This is a genomic window from Ruegeria sp. BI12, assembly GCF_056537985.1.
Genome location: NZ_JBQFSL010000002.1, coordinates 1,015,583 through 1,041,035, shown reverse-complemented (window position 1 = coordinate 1,041,035; position 25,453 = coordinate 1,015,583). Strand labels below are relative to the sequence as shown.

Below are 25,453 nucleotides of genomic sequence, written 5' to 3'. Positions count from 1 at the left end.
TTCAGGCCGGTGAGTGACTGCGATTGCGGGCGATCAGTTGGGTGACAATGACCGGTGAGGCCACGGCCAGCGCGATCAGATCTGCCGTTAGACTAGGCGCAACAAAGATAATCCCCGCAATTGCCATCAGTATCCGCGACGCAATGTTCATGGGTTTCAGCCAATACCCCACAACTGCGGCCGATAGAGCAATGACACCGGCAATACAGCTTGTTGCGGTATAGGTGAATTCCCACAGGTTAAACCCGGTTGAGGACACAAACAGCAGAACTGGCGCGTAGACGAAGGCCATTGGGGCGATCACTTTACCTAGCCCAAGCGTAAAGGCCGACAATCCGGTTCGGAATGGGTTCGAGTTGGCAATGGCCGCCGCCGCATAAGCTGACGTACAAACCGGCGGCGTAATCTCGGACACCACGCCATAGTAGAGCACGAACAGATGGCTGGCGATTGGTGGAACGCCCAGTTGCGCCAAGGCAGGCTGCGCTACCGATACCAGCATGATATACAGCGCTGTGGTTGGTATGCCCGCACCCATCAGAATGCAGACGACGGCGATGAAGACCAGTGAGATGAACAATTGCAGGTCTTCCATCGCAAATAGCTGGAAGCTGCCGAACGAGATCATGTTGTACAGATCCGACGCCAGATTGCCTGCGCCCTGCGTCACCATGAACCCGATGCGGAACCCGATACCGGTCGTGTTGATCACACCCACCACGATACCTACCGCAGCAGCCGCAGCACCCACGGCCAGCGAGTACTTCACGCCCAGTTCGACCGCCTGCAGCATCTCGGGCACTTCGATCCGTTTCTGGGGGTTCAGTGTAGCGATCACTGACAGGCCGCAAAGAATGGCCGTCATGGTCAGATCGAATCCGCCATCAGAGAACTTCCAAAGCACGAACGCAAGGAACGCCGCAGCATAGATCAGTGTTGGCGGTTGCTTGATGCGCGACATGCCCGCAATCACGGCAAGCGAGATACCGCAAAAGGCGGACATGAACGGCGTGTAGCCCGTGAAAAGCACCACCAACAATCCGATCAAAGGAACAATATTGGCCCAACCCTCAGCCCAGACAGCCTTGAGCTGTGGTAGCTGCTCTTTCGCCAGACCTTTTAGGTTCAGCTTGCGCGCCATCAGGTGTACCACGGCGAAGACGCCGACATAGTGCAGGATGGCCGGGAAGATCGCCGCGATCACGATGGTGGTGTAGGGAACCTCGAGGAACTCGGCCATGATGAAGGCGGCCGCCCCCATTATCGGCGGAGTGATCTGCCCACCGGCCGACGACGCGGCCTCGACCCCGCCCGCAAAATGGCCGGGGTATCCAAGGCGCTTCATGTTGGGAATTGTCAGCGCGCCGGTCGAAACGGTGTTGGCCACCGAAGAGCCCGAGATCGTGCCGAAGAAGGCCGAGGATACCACCGACACTTTTGCCGGACCGCCGGTATAACGGCCCGCCAAAATCGTAGCGTTATCGATGAAAAGCTGTCCCAACCCCGTGCGCTGCGCGATCACGCCGAACAACACGAAGTGGAACACGATGGTCGAAACAACCCAAAGGGTGACGCCGTAGATGCCTTCTTGGGGGAAGTACATCGACGACACGAAAGTTTTGAAGTTTACGCCGGGATGCTGCAGCAGGCCAGGGAAGTACGGCCCGAGCAGGGCGTATGAGATAAAAACACAGATGATCAGAGGCAGCACCCAACCCAATGTGCGGCGCGCTATGTCCAGCACCAACAGGATGATGATCACGCCCAAAATCACGTCATAAGTGTTGGGGTTGCCCATGCGGAACGTCTGTTCCTCGATCCCCAGAAACGGAATGCCGCGCCACGCGACGCCTACATACAGGGCAGCCACGATCCCCAGCGCCATGAAGACTAGATCGTAAAGAGGGATGTTGCCTATGCGGAACCGGCTGACCTTAAGCGCATAGAGGCTTTTTGCACCGATAATCGGGATTGTCGCGTAGACCAGAATGAACAGCAGGGCCAGGTAGATGCCCATGTGCCAGTGATCAGCTGGAAGGCCAAATCCGGCCGTGAAGAATTCATAGAATGCAAAGATCAGGGCAACAACACGCAGAACCTTGCCGGTCGTCGGTGTAACCTGCCGGACGGCAGCACCTTCGTCGAATTGTTCTTCGATGGCAGCCAGTTCCTCGGCTGTCAGTTCGTGGTCATCAAGTTTCTGTGTCTCGGACATGATGGCCCCCCTGATTAAGCGTATTTAGAGTACCCGGTGCCCCAAAAGGGACACCGGACGTTTAAGCTGTTTAAGGCTGAATTACTGAAGAAGCCCGGCTTCTTTATAGAACTTTTCAGCGCCCGGATGCAGTGGAACACCCAGCGCCTCGACACCGTCCAGCGCTGTCTCAGCAGTGATCTGCTTGCCCTTAGCATGGCCGTTATCCAGCAGCTTGCGGGTGTTGTCATTCCACAGGGCTTTGGTCAGCTCATAGACCAGTTCGTCAGACAAATCTGAGGATACAACCAGCATCGCGCTGACCGCGGGGGTTTTGGTCTCGGCGTCGATGCCTTCATAGACACCGCCCGGAATGGCCGAGGGGATATAGGCTGGAATGATCTCGTTGATCTTCGCCAGATCTTCGTCGCTGAACGAATGCAGGTTCATACCTTTGGTCGAGGACAGTTGTACCATCGCGGCCACCGGCCAGCCTGCGGCATAGAAATAGGCGTCAAGCTGACCGTCGGCCAGACGCTCTGCGCTTTGGCTGTTGTTCAGTTCGGCCTCATCCATGTTGTCGCGGTTGACGCCCCAGGCGTCCAGCATTTGCAGAACCGCAACCTGCGTACCTGAACCCGCTTGTGCGATACCTACGCGCTTGCCTTCAAGGTCGCCCAGATTGCCAATTGTCTGGCCCGCTGGCAGCACCAGATGCAAGTCTTCGGGGAACAGATTAGCGACAATGCGCAGCTTTGGGTGGGGTTTGCCTTCGAACTTACCTTCACCCAGATACATTGAGCGGGTCACGTCGGCCGCGGCCAGACCGGCCTCAAGCTCTCCATTCTGAACGGCAGCATTGTTGAATACCGACGCAGTGGTGGATTGCGCAATCGCGATCAGGCCCGGAACCCCGCACTGGCCGCCTTCTTCGCAGGGGCGTGAGCCCGGAGGCGCGGAGATTCCATTTGCGATGGTTCCGCCGATGGGGAAGTAGGTGCCGCCAGCGCCACCGGTGCCAATACGGAAAAAAGTCGGGTTCTGCGCCAGCGCGGGTGCGGCCAACGCGCCCGCCAAGGCCAGACCAGCCAGGCATTTCACAAATTTCATTGTCATCTCCTTTGTTGGATCCTCGGATTTGGTTTGCCCAAACTTCGATCCTGCAAGCGTAGAGACAAATTACATAAATACAAATTTGTTATATTTCACAAAATTAAAGTTTTGCTTATGATCGGGATATGAACCTGACTCAGCTGACCGTATTTCGAGAGGTGATGGAAACCGGCTCCATCTCTCAAACCGCCAAAAAGCTAAACCGCACGCAGCCCGCGATTAGTCTTGCGTTGAAAAACCTTGAAAAGACTCTCGGCCTGACGTTGTTCGAACGTAAGGGACGGCGATTGGTACCTGTCCCCGAGGCGCATTATCTTTTAGCCGAAACTACGGGTATTCTGGACCGCCTTGCTACAATCTCGCACACGATGGAAGGGCTGATCAAAGGGCACGCCGGAAGCCTGAATATTGCAACGATGCCTGGCCCATCCGCCTTTTTGTTCCCACGTTTCATCAGCCAATCAGTAGGTGAAAACCCCGATATTCGTATCACACTTTCCACACGCAGTTCACCGCAGATCATGGAGCTTGCGGGGACTCAGAACATCGACTTCGGCTTTGCAGACTTCGAGCATTCGACCGGTAAAGAACCCCAGTATTCTGCCGAGTTAATCCGGGCGGATTGTTTTTGTGCGGTTGATCGCGAAAATCCTCTTTCGTCTTGCGATAGCCTGGCTCTATCGGATCTTGACGGTACGCCAATGGGTGGTCTGCATCCTTCACACCCGTTCCAACGCAAAGTTCGTCAGGTGTTTGAAGAGGTTGCTGCCGAATACAATCAGACCGTAACCTGCCAATACTTTCTGCCTCTCATCCCATTTGTCAGTTCGGGGCAGTGTTGCAGCATCGTTGATCCTCTGACAGTCGCGACCGAACGCGAACTTAATCTATCCAACGGAAAGCTCGTGTTTTTGCCCTTCGATAAACCGCTAAGATATGAGTATGCCATCCTCGAACCGGATCACCGGCCACCGTCCCAATTGGCCATACAGATAAAAGCAGGCTGGAAAGCCGAAGTGATGGGGAAATTGGAAGCGGTGAAAGCAAATCCGCGGGCGATCTGTGTTGACGAAGCGGCGGCCGAACAGAATTAAAACACTTATCTTAAGACCCGAAAGCTAAGGAAAGCGAGGGGGTCCTTTGACAACTTTACCGCAGGCCGACCAACGGGGGCTGTTGCGAAACTTTCAGGTCTTGGGATGACCAAAAGCTCGGTAATTGCCCGGCAAAGCGTTTCCATACTTGTTCATTATAATGTGACTGCGCCCCGGCCAATCGGACCATTCTGATTGTAAGTGCTTGTGCAGGCAGGGTGTCAACGCGAACAAGTTGCCCCTCGGCAAGCGAATTGGCTGCCAAAGAGTTAGGCAACCATGCGACGCCAATTCCATCCACGGCATATTGCAGCATCGCTAGCGTCAGCGCTGTCTCTGCTCGGGAGACGATTGTCGCCTTTTCAGGTAAGCGTGGCGCGACCAATCGGGAAAACACCTGCCCAAGGAAGACATCAGGCGGGTAGACGATCGCCGGAATGGTATCGCCTGCCATTTCCCAGCGCATTTCAGGGACGCAAACCGGGATCAGAGTATCAGTGCCTAGCGTCTTGGCCTCGAACGCATTTTCAAGGTCGTGCGCTCTGCCGTCCGAGATTGTGTACATGATCGCGAAGTCGACCTCTTTTGAGATCAGTTGCAACAGGCATTCGTCCTGATTTCCGGATCGCACCCGTACCGAGATATCGTTATTTGCGGTCAAAGCCCGGACAACTTTTGGTGAAACGGTTGTCGTGAGAGCATGTTGGCACACCAGGGACAGAGATTTGCTCGCCTGATCGCTCGCAGTTTTCATAGTATGTCGAAGTTTGTGCAGCCGCGTACTCAATTCACGCAGCTCAGGTTCCAAAGCCTGTACACCCGGCATCAGAGATACGGGTTTGCGGCGACGATCAAACAAGATCGCACCGATATTGTCTTCTATAAGCCGTATCCGACGGGTAAAGGCGGATTGGGTCAGTAACCGTTTGTCCGCAGCACGGGTCAGCGATCCGCTATCCAACACAGCCAGTATGTCATCGATCCATTCCAGACGCATAAGGGTCAGATACCTCAACTGTCAGCAATATGCAATTTCTGCAACATATGGCCCAAATTTCGAATTAGAAGCGCTGTATTTATGGGGGTAAGTTGTCGGAAATCAATATTAGGAGCCATGATATGCATCTCACCCGCTTCCCCCGCCTTCACCTCGCCCATCTCCCCACGCCCCTTGAACCGATGAAGCGGTTGTCAAAAGAACTGGGTGTGGAAATCTGGATCAAACGCGACGATTGCACCGGCATGTCAACCGGCGGCAACAAGACCCGCAAGCTGGAATTCCTGATGGCCGAGGCGGAAGCGCTGGGCGCGGACATGGTCATGACCCAAGGGGCCACTCAAACCAACCACGGTCGTCAAACTGCCGCTTTCGCCGCCAAGCTAGGACTTGATTGCCATATCCTGCTGGAAGACCGCACCGGCTATCAGGACGGAAACTACAACACCAACGGTAACGTTCTGCTGGACCATCTACACGGTGCGACAACCGAGAAGTTTCCCGGCGGTCACAACATGCCAGGCGAAATGGAGAAAGCCGCTGAGAAGAAGCGAGCCGAGGGCCGCAATGTCTATGTCATTCCCGGCGGCGGATCGAACCCGACCGGGGCGCTTGGCTATGTAAACGCGGCTTTCGAACTTTTGGGTCAAGCCAATGACAGTGGATTAAGAATAGATCGGCTGGTGCACGCAACCGGTTCGTCGGGGACGCAGGCCGGGTTGGTGACAGGAATGTGCGCTATGAACGCGCAGGTGCCGGTGCTGGGAATCGGAACAAGAGCACCTCAGCCAAAACAGGAACAAATGGTCTATGACCTCGCCTGTAAAACATCGGAAAAGCTGGGTTGCCCGGGGGTGGTAAAGCGTGAAGACGTGGTAGCCAATACCGACTATGTGGGCGAAGGCTATGGTCTGCCGACGGAAAGCGGCATCGAAGCGATCCAAATGTTTGCTGAATTGGAGGGTATTCTTTTGGACCCCTGTTACTCAGCAAAAGGTGCAGCAGGTCTGATAGATCTGGCGCGAAAGGGGGAATTCAAAGACCAGCGGGTTGTATTCCTCCACACTGGCGGCGCGGCGGCGCTGGGTGGGTATGACTTTGCATTCGATCACAAAAACCGATGGGTTAATATCTGAGCAATGACTTTGCGCCCAATCGGCATTCTTGGTGGGATGGGACCCGAGGCCACCATTCTCCTCCAGCGAAAGCTGTTAGAGGCGGTGCCGGTACGTGATGACCGCGATCACATCCCACTTTTGATTGATATGAATCCGCAGGTGCCATCGCGGATCGCTCATCTGATTGATGAGAGCGGAGAAGATCCGGGGCCAACGCTGGGCGCAATGGCCCGCCGCCTTCAAGGCGCCGGAGCTGCGGCACTGGCAATGCCCTGCAATACGGCACATCACTATGCCAATGCGATCACTGATGCTGTGAACATTCCCTTGCTAAATATGATTGAGTTGGCGGCGGATCACGCAGCTAGCCTGCTGGGATCAGGTGGTTGTGTCGGCATGCTTGCCTCACCCGCAGTTCGCCGTACATGCCTGTTCGAAACGGCTCTGCAAACGCGTGGGTTAACGGTCATCTGGCCTGTGGATGATCGCAAAGCGTTGGCAGCAATTCGCAAGATCAAAGTCGGCGGTCCGAGTAACGGGGCGCGCGAAATACTGCGAGCAGCCTCGAAAGAGTTGGTAAACGCAGGAGCTGATCTTCAACTTGTCGCCTGCTCGGAGTTTTCTCTTATTGCCGATAGCGTCGCGGACAAGAGCAAGGCCGTCGATACGATAGGTCTGTTGGTTGGCGCGATTGTTGAGTTTTCTCAAACGGGCCGACTTGGTGGGGTGGAATAGGAAGCCGCGCCTTCCTGAGCAGTGGGTTGCCAGGGATTTTCGCCGCTACAAACGCTCCCAAAGCTGATGTGCGGTCTGGTCAAAGGCGGCTGGATTGGAAAACGCCGAGATCGTCATTGTGGCGCACCACGCGTCGTCACCGATCGGTACCAGCAATCCCTGATCCAGTTCCGACGAAATCGCCGTCTCGGGCATCCAGGCAAATCCGCTGCCAGTCATCAAACGCCGCTTGATCGTTTCGACAAGACTATCGACATAGATCGTCTCGCTGTTTAGGGATTTCCGATCAATGGTGTTTTCAACGACCATCCCCAGAAACGAAGACCGGTCATAGGCCAGATACGGGATCGGCGGGCCATTCTGTCTGTTTAAATCCCACCCATTAGCGCGCGCCGGGTCAACAGCCGCAACAGGCACCAGACGGTCCTTTATTAGATCCTTCCGCTCAAATGCGGCCTCATCAATCATCGGCGAGACTGAATGATGATAATAACACAGCAGGATATCCACCGCTCCTTCGATCAGAAGATCACAACAGGTACTTAAGGAATCAGACAGGACACGCGTCCGCAGATCTGGGATTTGTTTCTGCAGCTCTTCTATGCGTGCTGCCAAAAAATTAACCGCGATGGTATGAAGCACCGAAAATCGGATGAACCGACTATCGCCTCGGTCTGCGTCCCGCAAGGATTGGCGGGATTCTGTCAGTTGAGAAATTGCCGTCAGGGCAACGGGCAGGAATTGTTTGCCGGCTTCAGTCAGTTGCACGGGGTATGTGGCTCGATTGACCAGAGGCAACCCAACCCAGCTTTCTAACGCCTTGATCCTACGGCTGAATGCGGATTGCGTGATATTCCGCTCGTCTGACGCGCGAGTGAAATTCAAGGTCCGGGCAAGACATTCGAAGTCACGTAGCCAATTCAGATCCAATGTGTGCTCCAACAAGTCAACAGACGCGCCACGTCAGCATACCGAAAACTATGCAAAGAAAGAATAGTTTGATGAAATGTTTGAATTGGCTCTCAGAAAAGCAATTGATCTAGACTTTTAGGCAGGGTCTGGCGGTTGGTCCTCTTTTTTTAGCCTTCCGTCCGAAGTTGCAGCCAACGGCACGTTGGCACGACCCTATTGCGCAATAGGAAAGTCGAACGACGGAAAAACGACGCCGAAATACGGCGCATTTCAACAGAGGAGAAGACCATGAGAACCAACCTAAAAACGCTCGGCATGGCGGCTGCGGTCAGCATTTATGCGATGCCGGCATTTGCGGCCGAAGAGGTCAAAATCGGTGTGCCATCCTGGACCGGAGCACAGGCCATCGCGCACGTGCTTGGCGCGGTCGTGGAAATGCGTATCGGTGGCAAAGTGGAATATGTGCCCGGCAACAACGCGACGATCTTTCAGGCGATGGATCAGGGTAAGGGCGATATCGACGTGCATCCCGATGTATGGCTGCCCAATCAGGAAAGTTTTACCAAGAAATACGTGGACGAAGCGGGCACGGTAACTTTGTCGTCGAACCCTTATGAGGGCAATCAGGGCTTCTGCGTCAGCAAGGATTTTGGTGAAGCCAACAACATCACCGACATCGCTGATCTTGGTCGCCCCGATGTTGCCGCACTGATGGACAGTGACGGCAATGGCAAAGGTGAGATGTGGATCGGTGCGCCTGGCTGGGCTTCGGCGAATGTGAACGAAGTCAAAACGCGCGACTATGGTCTGCTTGATTTTATCGAACCGGTACGTGCCGAGGAGAGCGTGAAAACTGCGCGGATCAAGGACAGCATCGCGAAAGGCGAAGGCTATGCCTTCTATTGCTACAAGCCACACGCGGTCTGGTTCATGTTTGACGTTCAGATGTTGAGCGAGCCGACTTTCGACCCGGAAAAATACGTGATGGTGCAGCCTTCAGACGATCCGGATTGGTACAATAAATCCAGTGTTGCCACCAAAGATGCTCTGAAGAATGTTCAGATTGCTTGGTCTAACACACTGCCAGATCGTTCCCCGGCGATTGCTGATTTCTTCGCAAATTTCGCCCTGACGGCGGATGATGTCAGCGGCTTTGCTTATGAAATCAGCGGCAAGGGCCGTGATCCGGCAGAGGTTGCACGCGAGTGGGTCGAGGCGAACCCTGATCGTGTCGACGCTTGGCTGGGCCTCTGATCAAGCTTCCAGAAACAGGGTGGCGGCATCTGTTGGCGCCGCCCAAAAGCAGATCTCTGGGGGACCTATGAGCGATACCGTTATTGAAATCTCGAATGTCTGGAAGATATTTGGGGGCAGGCCCGAGGTGGCGCTGCAGGCAATCCGTGACCGTGGATTGGACAAGGCCCAGGTTCTGGCCGAATACAACTGCGTTGTCGGCGTCGCTGATGTCAGCCTGTCGGTCAACCGGGGCGAGATTTTCTGCATCATGGGTTTGTCAGGCAGCGGGAAATCCACTCTGGTCCGCCATTTCAACAGGCTGTTGGAACCTACCGCCGGTAAGATCGAAATCGAGGGCACCGATGTAATGGCGCTGGGGCCGAAAGAGCTTCAGCAGTTTCGCAATAACAAGATTGGCATGGTGTTTCAGAACTTTGCGTTGATGCCGCATCGATCGGTATTGGACAATGTCGCAATGCCATTGGAAATCCGGCAGGTCAGCAAGAACGAACGCATGCGGCAAGCCGCTGCCATTCTCGACATCGTTGAACTGGGTGCCTGGGGATCAAAGTTCGCACATGAGCTGTCCGGTGGTATGCAGCAGCGCGTAGGCCTGGCTCGTGCACTGGCGGCCAACCCGGATGTGTTGTTGATGGACGAGCCGTTTTCGGCGCTGGACCCTTTGATCCGAAGGCAATTGCAGGATGAATTCATCCGCCTGAGCAAGATCCTGAAAAAGACCACGATCTTCATCACACACGATCTGGACGAGGCGGTTCGTATCGGCAATCGGATCGCGATCATGCGCGACGGTAAGGTGGTTCAGATCGGAACCGCTGAAGACATCGTCATGAACCCTGCCGATGACTATGTGGCCGACTTCGTTGCGGGTATATCGCGGCTCAAAGTTGTTCGCGCTCATGCGGTGATGCGGCCGATACCCGAACATGTTGCGGCGCATGGGCCGCTATCGGCAGATGCCCCTCGGGTGAATGAGGCCGAAAATTTAAGCACGCTGATCAATCTGGCGATCGACAACGGCAGCGCCATCCTGGTGGAGGACGGTGGCATTGATGTTGGTGTCATTACCCGTGCCGATCTGTTGCGCACCGTGATCGAAGGGACCGAAGTGTCATGAGTATCTCTGATGTGAACCCTCTGGAAGATACCGAAAGCGAAGCAGCCCAGGCCTATGCCGAAGAGCGGCGCGAAAACATCCGAACATTTGTGCGCACTAGTCCTGAATACTACATCCGCAACTTCGACAAGATTGGTGCATCGTCCCGCTTCACGCCGACCTTCAATTTGATGGCCGGGATATTTGGGCCGGTCTGGTTCGGGGCACGGGGTTTATGGTCATGGGCACTGCCGTTTCTGATCCTCGAAACAATCGCTTACGTGCAAATTGCGCGGGGAATGTTCGGCGACCTTGCCGCCGAGGCAATGGAGCGCATCGCATCGATTGAAGGGACGCTCGAGTTGCGACGTCAGCAGTTGGCTGCAGCCCTCGAAAGCAACTCGGACAAGATCGATGTCTATCAGCGAACAGTGGATTCGCTTGAAGAAAACATTGGCGGCATCCGGGCCGAAGCCGAGGCGATGGCCGCTGAAGGTCCTTACATCATTCTGACTGGTCTAGTCATTCTGATCATCGCCAAGCTGATACAGTCGCAGGTGGCAAATTGGGCGCTAGAGGCGCGGTTTTCCGATTGGCTGTCGGATCGTTCTATCCGCTCGGCTATGCCGGTGTCACAGATCGTATTCAGTGCGATATTCATGGCATTGATCGTTGCAGCAGCGATGATGCATTACAGTTTTCCGGGCCGCTTCTCGCTGCTTAGCCATTTCCCGACAGATCCCAATATTCGCCTGACCAGTATAAAATGGGTGGAAGATTTCATCGCTTGGTGCGTGCGTAATAGCGAGGCCTTCTTTGACGGGCTTACATTTGGTATCCGCACATTGCTGGATGCGCTAGAGGTCATACTGGTGCAGACGCCGTGGATCGTGATTGCAAGCCTTATTATTCTGTTGACCTGGCTGACTGCTGGCATCAGCACGGCGATTTATTCGGGTGCATTTCTGGCCTATATGGGCCTGCTGGGCTTCTGGGAAGGGGCCATGACTACGCTGGCCTTGCTGGGCACAGCGGCGTGCCTTTCGATTGTTATCGGTATTCCGCTGGGTATGTTCGCTGCTCGACGCCCTCGGTTTTATGCCTTTATCCAACCGATCATGGATTTCATGCAAACCATGCCGGCTTTTGTCTTCATGGTCCCCGTGATCGCGTTTTTCGGTGTTGGTAAGCCCGCGGCGGTTGTTGTCACAATGATCTTTGGCGGCACGCCAGTGGTGCGCCTGACCGTACTCGGGTTGCGTGGCGTTCCGGAAAGCGTGCGAGAGGCTGCGATCAGCTTTGGCGCCAACAAATGGTATCTGCTCACCAAAGTTGATCTGCCGCTGGCAAGCCCCTCTATTCGGGCAGGTATCAACCAGACAATCATGTTGTCACTGGCAATGGTTGTCGTCGCGTCGCTGATTGGGGCCAAAGGTCTGGGCGAGGACGTTCTGGAAGCGTTGCAGTATGCGAATGTTGGGCAAGGCATCCTTGCAGGGTTCTCAATCCTGTTCTGTGCCATGATCCTGGATCGCATCGTGCAGGGCGGCCGGAAATGACACCCGTTGTATTTGTCCATGGGTTCCTGGGCGGCAGTCGGCAATGGCAGGGACAGGTTGAGGCTATGGCGGCTTACAAGGTCATCACACTGGACCTGCCAGGCTTCGGTGAAAACGCGAAGCTTGATGCATTCTGCAGCATCTCAGGCTTTGCTGATTGGGTGCTGAACGAGTTGAAGATGCGCGGCATCGAAAAGTTCCACCTGGTTGGGCACTCGATGGGCGGAATGGTCGTGCAGGAAATGATTGCCAGAGTACCTGAGCGTGTTGACCGCTTAGTGCTATACGGCACCGGGTCGGTAGGCGTCTTGCCAGGGCGGTTTGAGACCATTGATACTTCAAAGACGCGCGCCCGTGAGGATGGACCACAAGCGACGGCGCGTCGGATTGCGGCAACCTGGTTTTTAGATCGCGAAAAGGCTGCGGCATATGAAGACTGCGCTGCGATTGCTGAGCAAAGCAGCCTGCAAACAATACTTACGGGTTTGGATGCTATGCATTGTTGGAGTGGCGTCGAACACCTGTCGGTTATTCCGACCAAGACGCTGGTTATCTGGGGGGATCGTGACCGGACCTACCCATGGAGCCAAACAGAAAAATTATGGCAGTCTATTCCAAACGCCAATCTTGCGGTAATCCCGGAATCCGCACATGCGACGCATCTGGAAAAAGCCGGGCTATTCAACAAAGTGCTGATTGATTTCCTTGATGCACAATGAATTGTTTTGTCAACGCAAGTACCTCAGCGGTTTTGGTGCCGTATGTGCCAGAATACATCGTATCTGGGGTTCGGAGAGTGAACTGCGAATTCAAAAAGGTTCTGGTTCCAATCTGTCCTGCAGGTCGATTTACAGGGCGAGATAGCCTATACCAGCAAACGCAACGAAACAGCCAAGCCACTGTCGTGGCACCATCTTTTCGCGCAAAATAGCCCATGCCAATACAACTGTCAGCAACCCAAAGACTGACGCCGCTACCGAGGCAAACTGTGCATTGGGCAGGCCGCCCGCTGCAGTCACGCTAAGGATGGCGATAGCATCCAAAACACCCATCACACATAGAAGAGGCAGGGCTTGCGGACCGGGCCAAATCGACCTTTTGGACGCCAAAGCGATCAAACCCAGGGCAAGGATTGCAGTCAGCCGAATGACCAAAGAGACCGAGTATTCGTTGCTTTGCTCTGTTGCATATTGTCCTAGCGCGAAGGCAGCGGCGAAACCAATTGCCGCAAGCAGCGACAATACCACCGTCGGGCCAGCTGCAGGGTAAGCCGTTGCGTCGCGTTCAGATTTGGCTGCCACAACGGAAACTCCAACACCGATCGCTATCACGGCAAGCCAGTGCAGCGGGCTGATGGTGGCACCGCGCCAGATCGCCAGTGAAACGGACAGAACCGGATAGCTCGCGACAAGTGGCGCAACCAGACGAACCGGACCACGCTGAAATGCTGCGTACATGCTTATGCCAGCCATAAGGTAACACCCACCTGCGGCGACCGCGCTGATCATTACGGTGCCGGAAATGGGATCAAGGCCTCCCAGCGTTGCGACCAGACCAAATTGCAGCACTGCACCTGAAATCAGCACAATCATAAGTGACGCAATTACGCTGACAGACTGACTGACATAGCGCACCGCCAGATCATGAATTCCCCAGCAAAGTGCCGCCAACAGGCCTAGGGCCAGAGCATTCATAGCGTCATCACCATCATCGGATTCATCTGAATCCGCCTCTGAACATGTCTACGTCAATATGTCACTGTTGATAAACTTATTTTCCTGTTATGCAATAATGTCGATGCCAAAGTTACAGAAAGGCAGCACATGAAACCCGCAATTGAGCAAATTGGTGGTGAGGCCCAACTGCGTGCTCTGGTCGAGCGATTTTATGACCGAATGGAAACGGATCCGGCGGTGCATTCGTTGCACAGGCTTCATTTCCGAGGGCATGGGCTGAACCACACCAGACAAGCTCAGTTCGAGTTTCTCAGTGGGTTTCTGGGTGGTCGGGCCTACTACCGCGAACGTTTCGGCCATATGGACCTGCGTGAAATCCATGCCCATGTTCCAATCCGGGAGGCCGACGCAGAGCTTTGGCTGGACACCTTCGATGCAGCTTTGGCGGATTGCGAGATGGCAGGTCCGGTTGTTGACAGAATGCGTGCGACGCTCCGCAGGGCCGCGCTGATGCTGGTCAACGACGTTCCCGACTGGCGGTTAGAAGCGGATGCCGGGCATGCGTGACAGACCTCTCGAGACGATCAAACAGGGTCGGGGTTTCCGATCAGAGTTGGCGTAAGGAAGCGTAGATTTTTGATGTCATTTTGAATTGATCGGCAGAGATATCGTCACTGTCACGTTCCATGACCAACGCCGTATTAGCAGATCCAAGCCAATCGACTGCGCATCGGTGATTGCCTTCATCATTCATCCATGCGCTGATCGTACCCTGGACGATTTCGGGATGAAACTGAACGCCCCAGGCAAGATCTCCGACACGTATCGCCTGCACCGGGCAACCTGTAGACTGTGCCAGGACAGTTGTTCCAGAAGGTAATTTTTCAGCGCCGACGCCGTGCCACTGAAGTACGCGGAACTGCCGGGGCAGGGCGGCGAATAAGGGATCTTGTTTGGCATTATTGGTCAGTTCGACAGGCAGTACACCGATTTCCGGGACTTGCATGCGGGTGCAGGTGCCACCAAGCGCATCTATCAACAGTTGATGTCCAAGACATATTCCGAAATACGGTCGGTTGAGATCACGTACCCATGTCCTGATGGCTTGCTTTTCAGAAACTAGCCAAGGGTAAGATTCAATTTCCCATACATCCATAGGACCACCCATCACGAGCAAGAGGTCAAAATCCTCCAGCTGCGGAATAGGTTGTCCATTATTAAGGTGTACGATCTGCATTTCGTCTTGGTGACCGACGATGTGATCGCAAAGCGCGCCGGGGCCCTCACCTGGTGAATGTTGAAATATGAGAACGTTCATAATTTGCCTCTTGAGGCTTGAAAAAGGGCCGCAGCTTGTGCCGCGGCCCAGAGATGCAGTACTTCACCCGGCTTAGATGTCCAATGTGTTGTCTTTTTCCCAACGTGAGAAATGCGACACGAAAGAATTCCACTCCTGATGTTTCATCTTAAGGAACGCGGATGAGAACTCGGCACCCATCATTGCCTTCAGTTCTTTGTCCTTGTCGTATTCACGCAACGCATCAAGCATGTTCAAAGGCAGTTTCGGAGCACCACGAACCTTATGACCTTCGGCATACATATCGATATCCCAGCGTTTGCCTGGATCTGCCTTGGACCGGATGCCGGATAGCCCAGCCGCGATGATGACGGCCTGTAGCAGATACGGGTTGGTTGCCCCGTCCGGTAGGCGCAGTTCGAACCGTCCGGGGCCGGGGACGCGGACCATGTGGGTTCGGTTGTTGCCCGTCCACGTCACAGTGTTGGGTGCCCAAGTTGCACCCGACATTGTCCTCGGTGCGTTGATGCGCTTGTAGCTGTTCACTGTGGGATTGGTGATCGCGGCCAGCGCCGAGGCGTGTTTCATAATGCCGCCCAGGAAGTGTTTGCCGCGTTCTCCCAGACCAACCTCTCCGGTTGGACCTTCGCCTTCGCCTGCAAACACGTTGGTTTTTGCGTCCGCGCCCGGCGCATCCCAGACCGAGATATGAGCGTGACAACCATTGCCAGTCAGGCCTTCGACCGGTTTCGGCATGAAGGTCGCCCGAAGCCCGTGCTTTTCGGCCACCGATTTGGTCATGAATTTGAAGAAGGAATGCTTGTCCGCCGTGCGAAGAACGTCGTCAAATTCCCAGTTCATCTCGAACTGGCCATTGGCGTCCTCGTGGTCGTTCTGATACGGTCCCCAACCCAGCTCCAACATGTAGTCGCAGATCTCGCGCACCACATCATAGCGACGCATAACTGCCTGCTGGTCGTAACAGGGCTTTTCGGCGGTATCGAACGGATCGCTGATTTGTTCGCCATCCGGGGTAAGCAGAAAGAACTCGGCCTCAATACCGGTTTTAACGTGCATTCCTTCGGCGGCGGCCTCGTCGATCAGGCGGCGCAGCACATTGCGCGGGGCTTGCGCGACATCGCTTCCTTCCATCACGCAGTTACCAGCAACCCAAGCCACTTCGGGCTTCCACGGTAGCTGAATGACCGAGGACGGATCAGGCACAGCAAGCATGTCAGGATGCGCTGGTGTCATGTCCAGCCACGTGGCAAAGCCGGCGAATCCCGCGCCGTCCTCCTGCATATCCGCGATAGCTTGCGCGGGCACGAGTTTGGCCCGTTGTCCACCGAACAAGTCGGTGAATGATATCATGAAGTATTTGACGCCTTTTTCTTTTGCGAAAGCTGCGAGATCTGTCGTCACGATTGCTTTCCTTTCCCTGTTGATTTTTTGTTTTTCAAAGTAAAATGCGGCCCCCATCAGGGAGCCGCGCAGCTTCGTTTCTAAAACCCTTCCTTACCCGGGTACCAACTGGTTCCTGCCAGTGGCACCCGCGCCATGGCGGCGGCCTCCATTGTCAGGGCACACAAATCTTCGGGCTCTAGGTTGTGCAGATGGTTGTGACCACAGGCGCGCGCGATCGTCTGCGCCTCAAGCGTCATAACCTTCAGATAGTTCCGCAGCCTGCGGCCCGCGTCGACTGGGTTCAGCCGTGCTGCCAAATCTGGGTCTTGCGTGGTGATACCCGCCGGGTCCTGGCCTTCATGCCAATCATCATATGCGCCGGTGGTGGTGCCTAGCTTCTGATACTCGGCCTCCCACTTGGGGTCGTTGTCGCCCAGAGCCACCAATGCGGCGGTGCCTATGGCGACCGCATCTGCGCCCAGTGCCAGCGCTTTAGCAACATCGGCACCGGTGCGGATACCGCCCGAGATGACCAGTTGTACCTCGCGGTGCACGCCCAGATCCTGCAGAGCCTGAACGGCGGGTCGGATACAGGACAGCGTCGGCAGCCCAACATGTTCGATGAACACGTCCTGCGTCGCGGCGGTGCCACCCTGCATGCCGTCCATCACCACAACATCTGCACCCGCCTTCACCGCCAAAGCAGTGTCGTAGTAGGGGCGTGTTGCACCGACCTTAACGTAGATCGGTACCTGCCAATCTGTGATTTCCCGCAACTCAAGGATCTTGATTTCAAGATCGTCCGGGCCGGTCCAGTCCGGATGGCGACAGGCGGAACGCTGGTCGATCCCCTTGGGCAGGGTGCGCATCTCGGCCACCCGGTCGCTGATCTTCTGCCCCAGCAGCATGCCGCCGCCGCCGGGCTTGGCACCCTGACCGACCACGATCTCGATCGCGTCCGCTTTGCGCAGGTCGTTGGGGTTCATGCCGTAGCGCGATGGCAGGTACTGATAAACCAGCTTGCTGGAATGACCACGTTCCTCAGGGGTCATGCCACCGTCTCCGGTGGTGGTCGATGTACCGGCTGCAGATGCACCACGGCCCAGAGCTTCCTTTGCCGGGCCGGACAAGGCACCAAAGCTCATCCCCGCGATAGTGATCGGAATATCTAGCTCAATCGGCTTTTTGGCAAAACGCGTGCCCAGCGTTACCGAGGTATCGCAGCGCTCTCGATAGCCTTCCAGCGGATAGCGCGACACTGACGCGCCCAGAAACAGAAGGTCGTCAAAGTGCGGCACCTTCCGCTTCGCTCCACCACCACGAATGTCATAGATGCCGGTCGCTGCAGCGCGACGGATTTCTGCATTGATCGGGTTGGAAAACGTCGCCGACTGAATCGGCAGGGTGCGGGGGATCTGATCGTCCATATCTTTCATACCCTTCTTCCTCAGTAGGCGGCGGAATTGTCGACGTCAAAGTTGTACAGCTGACGGGCAGAGCCGTAGCGTTTGAATTCTTCCGGCTTGGCATCGCTGCCTGCGCGAGCCAGTAAGTCCTTCAGGATGTCCAGATGCTCGGGCCGCATTTCCTTCTCGATGCAATCAGCGCCGAGGCTTTTGACCGCGCCACGTACGAACAGCCTTGCTTCGTAGAGTGAATCTCCCAGCGCATCACCTGCATCTCCGCAGACGACCAGGTTGCCGGCCTGTGCCATAAAGGCGGACATGTGGCCGATATTGCCATGTACGACAATGTCGATACCTTTCATCGAGATGCCGCAGCGCGAGCTGGCATTGCCCTTAATAACCAGTAAACCGCCGTGGCCCGTGGCCCCGGCATATTGGCTGGCATCGCCGTCTACTATTACTTGGCCGGACATCATGTTCTCGGCCACGCCCGGACCAACAGACCCCTCAACCTTGATGGTCGCCTGTTGATTCATCCCGGCGCAGTAATATCCGGTCGAACCTTTGACCGTCACTTCAATGGGTGCGTCCAGGCCGACAGCAATCGCATGACTGCCTTTGGGGTTCACGATTTCCCAGTTTGTTTGATTGGTCTCGGCGGATTGCGCTTGCAGGGACGAATTCAATCCGCGCAGCCCGTCTGCCTCTAGATCATAGGTCTGCATATCAGGCGGCCTTTTCGTGTGTTGTTGGGCTGTTGTTGTGGGACCAGAAATAAACAGTGGACGGTTCGGGCTCCCACACCCTCGCGTCTTCGATGCCGGGCAGGTTCACCAACGCTCGGTATTCGCTGCCAAAGGCCACGTACTGATCGGTTTCGGCCATCACAGCTGGCTTGCAGGCAATCGGGTCGCGCACGACGCCAAAGCCGTCTTTGGTGCCGACAACAAAGGTAAAGAAACCGTCAAGATCGTCGATGCTGGATTCCAGAGCTTCACCCAAAGTGGCGCCGTTCATCATTTTCCAAGTGAGGTATGCAGCACCAACTTCGGTGTCGTTCTCGGTCTGGATAACCACACCTTCGCGGCGCAGCTTTCGGCGCAACGAGTTGTGGTTGGATAGCGACCCGTTGTGGACCAGGCATTGATCGGATCCAGTATTGAAAGGGTGCGCGCCCATAGTTGTCACGGCAGATTCTGTTGCCATGCGGGTGTGGCCAATGCCATGGGTCCCGCTCATGCCGCTCAGATTGAAGCGGTCCGCAACATCCTTGGGCAAACCAACTTCCTTATAGATTTCGAGGCTGTCACCTCGGCTCATGATCCGAACCGAGGGGCGGATTTCGGCCAGCGCGGCGCGCGCGGCTTCGAACTGCCCGGCGGGAACTTCCAAAACAGTATGTGTATCGTTGTCTGTCTGACCAACCATCGAACCTAGGCTTTTGCCCAGCTCATCGGCCAAGCCGACAAAGTCGGTATCGGGGGTGGGGGACTGAACCGTTATCTTGGTTTTCCCATCCGTCTCTGCCCCGTAGATCGCAATACCGGCACTGTCGGGGCCACGATCTGTCATCGTGATTAGCATGTCTGTCAGCATATTGCCCAGTTGGGGCGCAAGAGACTGGTCTTTGAGGAATAATCCAACAATTCCGCACATGGCTGGCAGATCTCCTTGTGTGTTTCGTTATGATTCGACGGTACCAACAAATTTGCAGGACATCAATAATTGTAGGAAAGTTTTTTTCCTAAGAGGCAATGGGCGAGACCTCTGGTTTCTCGCCCATAGCAGGTTCTTTTAGAAGCTGGGTCAGTATCGCTCTAACTGGGCTTTCACTTTTTCTTCGTCACCAGTGTGGCGTGCCTTTTCCAGGTGTTCGCCTTCGCGGACAAACTGGATGCGATGCCAGCCAATCCAGAAAACGACACCTATGATGACCATCAGCACTTCGTAGCCTTGGAAGGGGTAGATAGGTCCAACCTCGGCAAGATCGACAGCCCAATTTGTATATCCGTTTGTAGACATGTCTCTCTCCTTTACTTCGCAGCCGCGCCTGCTCGGGCAGCCAGTTCCTGTTTGTCAGCTTCGATGATCGCGGCTTTTGCGTCCTCGTAGGCGTGGTGCTCGGCATAATCGAGGCCTTGCAGTTCAACTTCTTCCGGGATGCGCAGCACGCCCATGAAAGACTGAATCTTGGCCAGAGCCCATCCAGGCAGGAAGCCCAGAACAAAGAACATGATGACCGCGCCGGTGATCTGTCCGATCGGGTTGATCGTTGCATAACCTTCGTAAGGCGAAGACGGGACACCCCATAGGACAAACCCAGAGATCACCAGACCAACGAACCCGGCGTAACCGTGCACTGCAACGGCACCTACCGCGTCATCCAGCTTGAACCGACGTTCGACCCAATAGTGCAGCTTGTACACGATGACGACACCGATGGCGGCAATGATCATTGCCTGGATTGGGTGATACAGGTCGTTACCGGCCGAGGCGGTGATGATTCCGGCAAGCCCGCCCGAGAACGTCCAGAACGCATCACCTTTCGAGATCACATACGCTGCCATCAGACCGCCAGACAGCGACATGAGGAAGTTGAAGGTGATCGCCGACAGGGTCGTCGGAGCCAGATAGATGTTGGTTGCTGTCCAAGTTACGCCGGTGATTTGGCCGTCAATCGCCTCGGGCGAAATGGCAGGAACGTTGCAAGCGGCATAGAAGCCCCAGAACCCTGTATAGATCAGAAAGATTCCGATCGTCAGCAGCCACGGATTGTGCGGCGGGATGTCCCGCGGCGTGCCGTCCTTGGCAAATTTGCCAAGGCGCGGCCCCAGAACCATAATCACGCCAAGCGCGTAGCCCCCGGCAATGGCATGGATAACCCCAGAGGCGTAAGCATCATGGTAGCCTAGGATTCGTACCATCCAACCGCCATAGTGCCAGCCCCATGCGGCATCGATGATCCACCAGACCGATCCGATCATGACTGCATGAACCCAAAGGGCCGAAGATCTGATCCGTTCGATCACAGATCCCGAAACGATTGATGCGGCTGTCCATGAAAACAGTAGGAACGCTGCCCAGAAAACCCCTGTGATTCTGTCGCCGAGGTTTGTTGCCATCGTGTCGGCCCAGGGCAGGTTTGCAGCACCTGCTTCGGTGTCCAGCCCGCCCCAGAAGGGGAAGTTTGGGAACGCCCAATAGATCCACCATCCAAAGAAGAAAAACGTTACCGTTACCAGCGGGATGATCATGATGTTTTTCATCAATGTGTGCATGTGGTTACGGGCGCGGCTTGCCCCGACTTCGTACATGCAAAAGCCCACATGGATGAGGAACATGAAAACGACCGTTACCCAGTAGTAGAACTCGGTAAAGACCGTCGTGAGTGCATTTAGATTGCCATCCACTTCGTAGTCTCCCTGTTGTTGCAGCAGCAAGCCTCTCTCCGGAAACTTTCCTGCTGGGAAATATTGTCTACTCAGAGGACAATCTCGCGGGTCACCTGTCAATAGATATGTGGGGCAAACATCTTTAGAGCGGGCGTCGCAAGCGCAATTTTAAGGGTCGGTTTTGACCGCAAAACATTATAGACAAAAGGTTTTTTTGAGATCCTTTCTCCATCTTTAGGGTTCATTTTTTAAAGGCAAATATTCCCATCAGGAAAAAATTCTGCACACAAGTGTTGATTTTCAATCGGACATCGGCCTCAATATGGGCAACAAAAAAGCAATCAACGGGAGAGTTGCACCATGGCCATTCTTTGGAGGACGTCCGCCCTTGCGCAGCGCCACGCCGAAATCGGCGGCGAACTTGAGGACTGGAACGGTATGGGAACCGCATGGTTCTATGACCATAGCCCGGAACGTGCCAAAGCCGACTACGAAGCCATCCGAACCAAAGCTGGTCTCATGGATGTATCCGGCCTCAAAAAGGTCCACGTGGTCGGTGAAGATGCTGCCTATGTCATTGACCGCGTCACCACGCGCAATGTGGAAAAGATCATGCCGGGTCGGTCGACCTATGCCTCGATACTGAATGCCGAAGGCAAGTTCGTTGATGATTGCATCATTTATCGCTTATCGGTGAACACATGGCTTGTCGTGCATGGTACGGGGACAGGCATGGAGCAGCTGACATCGGTTGCGGCTGGAAAGAACTGCTCGGTCATTTTTGACGACGACATGCACGACATGTCGCTGCAGGGACCGGTGGCCGTTGATTTCCTGGCCAAGCACATTCCCGGAATTCGTGATCTGGCTTATTTTGGGATCATGCAAACCAAACTATACGGCTGTCCGGTCATGATTTCGCGGACCGGCTACACCGGTGAGCGTGGGTATGAGATTTTCTGTCAGGCCAAGCACGCCGTACACCTGTGGGACAACATTCTGGCCGAGGGCAAAGACATGGGCATCGTGCCGGTCCAGTTCTCGACGCTCGATCTGCTGCGCACCGAAAGCTATCTGCTGTTTTACCCCGGTGATAACTCGGAAACCTATCCGTTCGACGATGAAACATGCGGCGATACTCTTTGGGAACTGGGTTTGGAATTCACTGTGTCACCCGGGAAAACTGGCTTTATCGGAGCCGAGAACCACTATGCTTCGCAAGGCAAAGAACGGTTCAAGATCTACGGCGTCAAACTTGACGGCACGACCGCGGCAGATGAAGGCGCGGACCTGTTGCAAAACGGCGAAAAGGTCGGCGTTGTCACCTTCGGCATGTATTCCGAAATCAATGGGCACAATGTTGGTATCGCCCGTATGCCGGTCGCCTGTGCCTCACCCGGCACCCAGCTGACGGTCCGCAACGGTGATGGGACAGAAATAGCGGCGACTGCGGAAGAGATGCCGTTCTACGATCAGGACAAATCGATCAGAACCGCAAAGGGCTGAGTTTAAGGGGGCGCAACGGTCAAACCGAGGCGCCCTTTTCCTATTTGAGGGCACAATGTCAAAGTTCGAATTTCCCAAGTCAATCGCAAGCCGCCCGGTCTGGGGTACGCTAGAGGTTCGCTCAGGTGAACATCATCTCATAATCGCCGAGGCCGAAGGGGCCGAGGCGGTTCTTGGCATAGCGACACCCGATCTGATGGCTAAATCCCATCTGATCTTTCTTCCCAAAGGGTCGGATTTTTCTGAAAAACTACAAGCGCTGAACCCCGCTCAGTTCTACGAAGGTCCGTCCTATGAGGCCGCGCTGCCCCGTATTCGCCGTGTCCTGGAAGACGCGCATATGGGATTGCAGGTCTATTTGACTGGCACAGAGGGGATGATGGGCCAGGCCATGAACGAAGTGGTGGCTGTTGGACTTCCGCATACCGCAATTCAAACGGAACATCGCGGGTCGGTTGCGCGTCGGATGCAATGTGTGCATTGCAAGGGCATCACCGAAAACGTCGAAATTGATCCTTTTGTCTGCTCGCATTGCGGGCTGAACTTGTTTGTGCGCGACCACTATTCCCGCCGTCATGCCGCCTACCAAGGCGTCCGTGTCGATGCCGAGGATCATGGCAACGTGCCCGAGCCGAAAGGGATCTACGAATGAGCGGCGCCGAAAAAATCCAGGTCAAAGTGACTGAAATCACCCCGTTGAACGAACTGGTAACGCGATTCCGGTTTGAACGTGTTGACGGTGGACAATTGCCGACTTTTTCGGGCGGTGCGCATACCGTTGTCGAAATGCAGGACGGCGGTATCACCCGCTTGAATCCATATTCGCTGATGTCGGATCCGTTTGATCAGTCATCCTACACGATCTCTGTTCGCCGCGATGATAGTGGCAGGGGGGGATCGTTATTTATGCACCGTCAGGTCAAGCTCGGCGATGAAATGACTATCAGCTATCCGGTCAACCTGTTCTCGCTTGACCTTCGCGCCCGCAAACATCTGTTTCTGGCCGGTGGCATCGGGATCACTCCGTTTCTGGCCCAGATCAAACAGTTGGAATTGCTGCACGGTCATTGGGAATTGCACTATGCTTGCCGCAACCACGCACTGGCATCCTATGCGGATCAGCTTACAGACCGGCACCCGAATGAAACGCATCTGTATTACGACGATCAGAATCAGCAGATTGATCTGAAAAACCTGCTCAGCGGGCAACCTTTGGGCACGCATGTCTATGTCTGCGGCCCCAAGGGCATGATCGACCGGGTGCGCAATACTGCAGCCGCCGAAGGCTGGCCCGAGGACTGCGTGCATTACGAAGAGTTTCTGGCCCCACAGCCCGGCAAACCGTTCGAAGTGCGTCTGGCCGCGTCGGACAAGGTCGTGCATGTGGGCGAGAACGAAAGCCTTCTGGAAGCCATCGAACGCGAAGGTGTGGACGCGCCGTATCTGTGCCGCGGAGGGGCTTGTGGTCAGTGTGAAACCGTTGTGCTGGATCACGCTGGAAACTTTGTTCACCGCGATCACTGGCTGACTGACGAAGAAAAGGCAGCAGGCAAGAAAATCATGCCCTGCGTATCGCGTTTCGAGGGAAAGTCCCTCGTGCTGGACCGCTGAGAGGAGGCCCAACATGACCATTCAATTCAACGACGAATCCTTCCGCGACGACTATACGTTTCACAACTCGGAATGGGCGATCAAACGCTTTCCGTTCCCGTTCCACGAAGACAGCTACATGTATTCCGTCAACATGGAACAACATCGGGGTGGTCCCGAGGGCTCGGTCTATGAAATGCGGTTCGATGTTGATGAGCATTATGTCTCGGAAATGAAAGATCGGGCCATAGTTCTGGATCAGGACCCGCTGCGCTGTCAGTCGTTGCCGCATATGACATTGGCGGGTTGGGACTTGCTGGAACTGATCATGGTCAGCAAATCCGAGGACTACCCGGACCTGTTCGAGCTGCACCGCAACGGCAACCAGTGGCGCTGGATCAATAAGCCGCTGGGGATTGATCACAGCTTTACCTTCATGGACGAAACCACGCTGCCTTACGGGCCGATGGAATACATTACCCGTCAGGCACAGGGCGATTTCGCCGTGCTTGATCAGCGCGACGAGATGCTGTGGATGGACGCCGGAATGGTGACGACCCAAGCCGACTGGAGTCTGGATTTCGACATCGGTATGAACTTTTTTGAATGGCACGCGCCAGTTCCAAAAGCGCATGAGATGGGGATCTTTCAGCGCGCGCTGAAATTCCTGCTGAACATCCAACAGGGCGCACCGGCACGACGTCTGAACTGGACTATGACGGTAAACCCGTTGCTGGATACCAGCCCCGAGAACTATCACAAGTGGGGTATTCAAAAGACCACGCTGACGCCGGAAAACATTGCCCACAAGCAACATCTACGGGTCGAGTTGCAAACCTTTTTCCGCTTGCCGCGATCTAACGCGCTGGTGTTTCCGATCCGCTGCTATCTGTGCAGTTTTCAGGATCTGATGACCGTTCCCAAATGGGGTCGACGGCTGCACAGGGTCATTCGGGATCTTCCTGAAGAGTTAGCCACCTATAAGGGGTTTATCGACAACCGCCCGATGATGCTGGAATATCTCAGCCAGTATGATGACGGGCTGCCGACTTCTCCTGGAGTCTGGCCGGATTTGGAAACGGAACCGCCTCTGAAAAAGTAAGCTGG

The 25,453-nt window shown here is 55.1% G+C and carries 24 protein-coding genes; 12 read left to right on the top strand and 12 right to left on the bottom strand.

The genetic code is table 11. The annotated features are described in order from the left end of the window. Nucleotide 1 precedes the first annotated feature (1 nt). Both ACR0AK_RS17845 and ACR0AK_RS17840 read right to left on the bottom strand, forming a co-directional pair. Nucleotides 2-2,215 (bottom strand): TRAP transporter permease, encoded by a 2,214-nt coding sequence (locus tag ACR0AK_RS17845; RefSeq protein ID WP_480794345.1) that lies wholly within the window; start codon nucleotides 2,213-2,215, stop codon nucleotides 2-4. 81 nt (nucleotides 2,216-2,296) lie between these two features. Then, complete coding sequence (locus tag ACR0AK_RS17840; protein WP_170560554.1) at nucleotides 2,297-3,304, bottom strand: TAXI family TRAP transporter solute-binding subunit; 1,008 nt, start codon at nucleotides 3,302-3,304, stop codon at nucleotides 2,297-2,299. A gap of 128 nt (nucleotides 3,305-3,432) precedes the next feature. Here ACR0AK_RS17840 and ACR0AK_RS17835 point away from each other — a divergent pair, with 128 nt between their 5' ends. After that, complete coding sequence (locus ACR0AK_RS17835; protein ID WP_480794344.1) at nucleotides 3,433-4,401, top strand: LysR family transcriptional regulator; 969 nt, start codon at nucleotides 3,433-3,435, stop codon at nucleotides 4,399-4,401. A gap of 55 nt (nucleotides 4,402-4,456) precedes the next feature. Here the strand turns inward: ACR0AK_RS17835 and ACR0AK_RS17830 are convergent, their stop codons facing one another. Further along, nucleotides 4,457-5,416, bottom strand: a complete 960-nt coding sequence (locus tag ACR0AK_RS17830; RefSeq protein ID WP_480794343.1) for a LysR family transcriptional regulator — start codon at nucleotides 5,414-5,416, stop codon at nucleotides 4,457-4,459. Between the two features lie 104 nt (nucleotides 5,417-5,520). Here ACR0AK_RS17830 and cuyA point away from each other — a divergent pair, with 104 nt between their 5' ends. Next, nucleotides 5,521-6,534, top strand: coding sequence for a D-cysteate sulfo-lyase (gene cuyA / locus ACR0AK_RS17825; protein WP_480794342.1), 1,014 nt, complete (start codon nucleotides 5,521-5,523; stop codon nucleotides 6,532-6,534). Nucleotides 6,535-6,537: 3 nt separating this feature from the next. Further along, entirely contained in the window at nucleotides 6,538-7,251 is a 714-nt protein-coding gene (gene cuyB, locus ACR0AK_RS17820; RefSeq protein ID WP_480794341.1) for a cysteate racemase, read from the top strand. 45 nt (nucleotides 7,252-7,296) lie between these two features. Here the strand turns inward: cuyB and ACR0AK_RS17815 are convergent, their stop codons facing one another. Next, nucleotides 7,297-8,181 carry a LysR family transcriptional regulator gene (locus ACR0AK_RS17815; protein WP_480794340.1) on the bottom strand — a complete coding sequence of 295 codons (885 nt, stop codon included), beginning with the start codon at nucleotides 8,179-8,181 and terminating at the stop codon, nucleotides 7,297-7,299. Between the two features lie 270 nt (nucleotides 8,182-8,451). Here ACR0AK_RS17815 and ACR0AK_RS17810 point away from each other — a divergent pair, with 270 nt between their 5' ends. The 4 genes from ACR0AK_RS17810 (at nucleotide 8,452) to ACR0AK_RS17795 (ending at nucleotide 12,794) form a co-directional block, all read left to right on the top strand. Continuing rightward, nucleotides 8,452-9,417, top strand: a complete 966-nt coding sequence (locus ACR0AK_RS17810) for an ABC transporter substrate-binding protein (RefSeq protein ID WP_170560549.1) — start codon at nucleotides 8,452-8,454, stop codon at nucleotides 9,415-9,417. A gap of 67 nt (nucleotides 9,418-9,484) precedes the next feature. Continuing rightward, complete coding sequence (locus tag ACR0AK_RS17805; protein ID WP_480794339.1) at nucleotides 9,485-10,537, top strand: quaternary amine ABC transporter ATP-binding protein; 1,053 nt, start codon at nucleotides 9,485-9,487, stop codon at nucleotides 10,535-10,537. Further along, entirely contained in the window at nucleotides 10,534-12,075 is a 1,542-nt protein-coding gene (locus ACR0AK_RS17800; protein ID WP_480794338.1) for an ABC transporter permease, read from the top strand. The genes ACR0AK_RS17805 and ACR0AK_RS17800 overlap by 4 nt, the downstream gene beginning before the upstream one ends. Further along, a complete protein-coding gene (locus ACR0AK_RS17795) occupies nucleotides 12,072-12,794 on the top strand; it encodes an alpha/beta fold hydrolase (RefSeq protein ID WP_480794337.1) in 723 nt (240 codons plus the stop codon). Before ACR0AK_RS17800 ends, ACR0AK_RS17795 begins: the two co-directional genes overlap by 4 nt. Nucleotides 12,795-12,923: 129 nt before the next feature. Here the strand turns inward: ACR0AK_RS17795 and ACR0AK_RS17790 are convergent, their stop codons facing one another. Beyond that, the gene (locus ACR0AK_RS17790; protein ID WP_170560545.1) at nucleotides 12,924-13,769 is read right to left on the bottom strand and encodes a DMT family transporter; all 846 of its coding nucleotides are present in this window, start codon (nucleotides 13,767-13,769) and stop codon (nucleotides 12,924-12,926) included. 129 nt (nucleotides 13,770-13,898) lie between these two features. Here ACR0AK_RS17790 and ACR0AK_RS17785 point away from each other — a divergent pair, with 129 nt between their 5' ends. Next, nucleotides 13,899-14,318 carry a group II truncated hemoglobin gene (locus ACR0AK_RS17785; protein ID WP_480794336.1) on the top strand — a complete coding sequence of 140 codons (420 nt, stop codon included), beginning with the start codon at nucleotides 13,899-13,901 and terminating at the stop codon, nucleotides 14,316-14,318. Between the two features lie 40 nt (nucleotides 14,319-14,358). Here ACR0AK_RS17785 and ACR0AK_RS17780 read toward each other — a convergent pair whose 3' ends face one another. The 7 genes from ACR0AK_RS17780 to ACR0AK_RS17750 form a co-directional block, all read right to left on the bottom strand. Then, entirely contained in the window at nucleotides 14,359-15,069 is a 711-nt protein-coding gene (locus tag ACR0AK_RS17780) for a type 1 glutamine amidotransferase (protein ID WP_480794335.1), read from the bottom strand. Between the two features lie 72 nt (nucleotides 15,070-15,141). After that, entirely contained in the window at nucleotides 15,142-16,470 is a 1,329-nt protein-coding gene (gene glnT, locus ACR0AK_RS17775; protein WP_170560542.1) for a type III glutamate--ammonia ligase, read from the bottom strand. 80 nt (nucleotides 16,471-16,550) lie between these two features. Further along, a complete protein-coding gene (locus ACR0AK_RS17770; protein ID WP_170560779.1) occupies nucleotides 16,551-17,879 on the bottom strand; it encodes an FMN-binding glutamate synthase family protein in 1,329 nt (442 codons plus the stop codon). Between the two features lie 20 nt (nucleotides 17,880-17,899). Beyond that, nucleotides 17,900-18,583 (bottom strand): GltB/FmdC/FwdC-like GXGXG domain-containing protein, encoded by a 684-nt coding sequence (locus tag ACR0AK_RS17765; protein WP_170560541.1) that lies wholly within the window; start codon nucleotides 18,581-18,583, stop codon nucleotides 17,900-17,902. A 1-nt stretch (nucleotide 18,584) separates the two neighbouring features. Continuing rightward, nucleotides 18,585-19,514: a class II glutamine amidotransferase gene (locus ACR0AK_RS17760; RefSeq protein ID WP_480794334.1), complete on the bottom strand. Its 930-nt coding sequence runs from the start codon at nucleotides 19,512-19,514 to the stop codon at nucleotides 18,585-18,587. 150 nt (nucleotides 19,515-19,664) lie between these two features. After that, nucleotides 19,665-19,880, bottom strand: a complete 216-nt coding sequence (locus tag ACR0AK_RS17755) for a hypothetical protein (protein WP_170560539.1) — start codon at nucleotides 19,878-19,880, stop codon at nucleotides 19,665-19,667. An 11-nt stretch (nucleotides 19,881-19,891) separates the two neighbouring features. Next, complete coding sequence (locus tag ACR0AK_RS17750) at nucleotides 19,892-21,268, bottom strand: ammonium transporter (protein ID WP_480794533.1); 1,377 nt, start codon at nucleotides 21,266-21,268, stop codon at nucleotides 19,892-19,894. A 342-nt stretch (nucleotides 21,269-21,610) separates the two neighbouring features. Between ACR0AK_RS17750 and ACR0AK_RS17745 the strand changes: the two genes are divergently transcribed. From ACR0AK_RS17745 to ACR0AK_RS17730, 4 genes are read left to right on the top strand one after another with little or no spacing between them, the layout of a single operon-like run. Beyond that, nucleotides 21,611-22,756: an aminomethyl transferase family protein gene (locus tag ACR0AK_RS17745; RefSeq protein WP_480794333.1), complete on the top strand. Its 1,146-nt coding sequence runs from the start codon at nucleotides 21,611-21,613 to the stop codon at nucleotides 22,754-22,756. Nucleotides 22,757-22,811: 55 nt separating this feature from the next. Continuing rightward, entirely contained in the window at nucleotides 22,812-23,408 is a 597-nt protein-coding gene (locus ACR0AK_RS17740; RefSeq protein WP_170560537.1) for a dimethylamine monooxygenase subunit DmmA family protein, read from the top strand. After that, the gene (locus tag ACR0AK_RS17735) at nucleotides 23,405-24,367 is read left to right on the top strand and encodes a PDR/VanB family oxidoreductase (RefSeq protein WP_480794332.1); all 963 of its coding nucleotides are present in this window, start codon (nucleotides 23,405-23,407) and stop codon (nucleotides 24,365-24,367) included. The genes ACR0AK_RS17740 and ACR0AK_RS17735 overlap by 4 nt, the downstream gene beginning before the upstream one ends. A 13-nt stretch (nucleotides 24,368-24,380) precedes the next feature. Continuing rightward, entirely contained in the window at nucleotides 24,381-25,448 is a 1,068-nt protein-coding gene (locus ACR0AK_RS17730; RefSeq protein WP_170560535.1) for a heme-dependent oxidative N-demethylase family protein, read from the top strand. The last annotated feature ends 5 nt before the right edge of the window (nucleotides 25,449-25,453 follow it).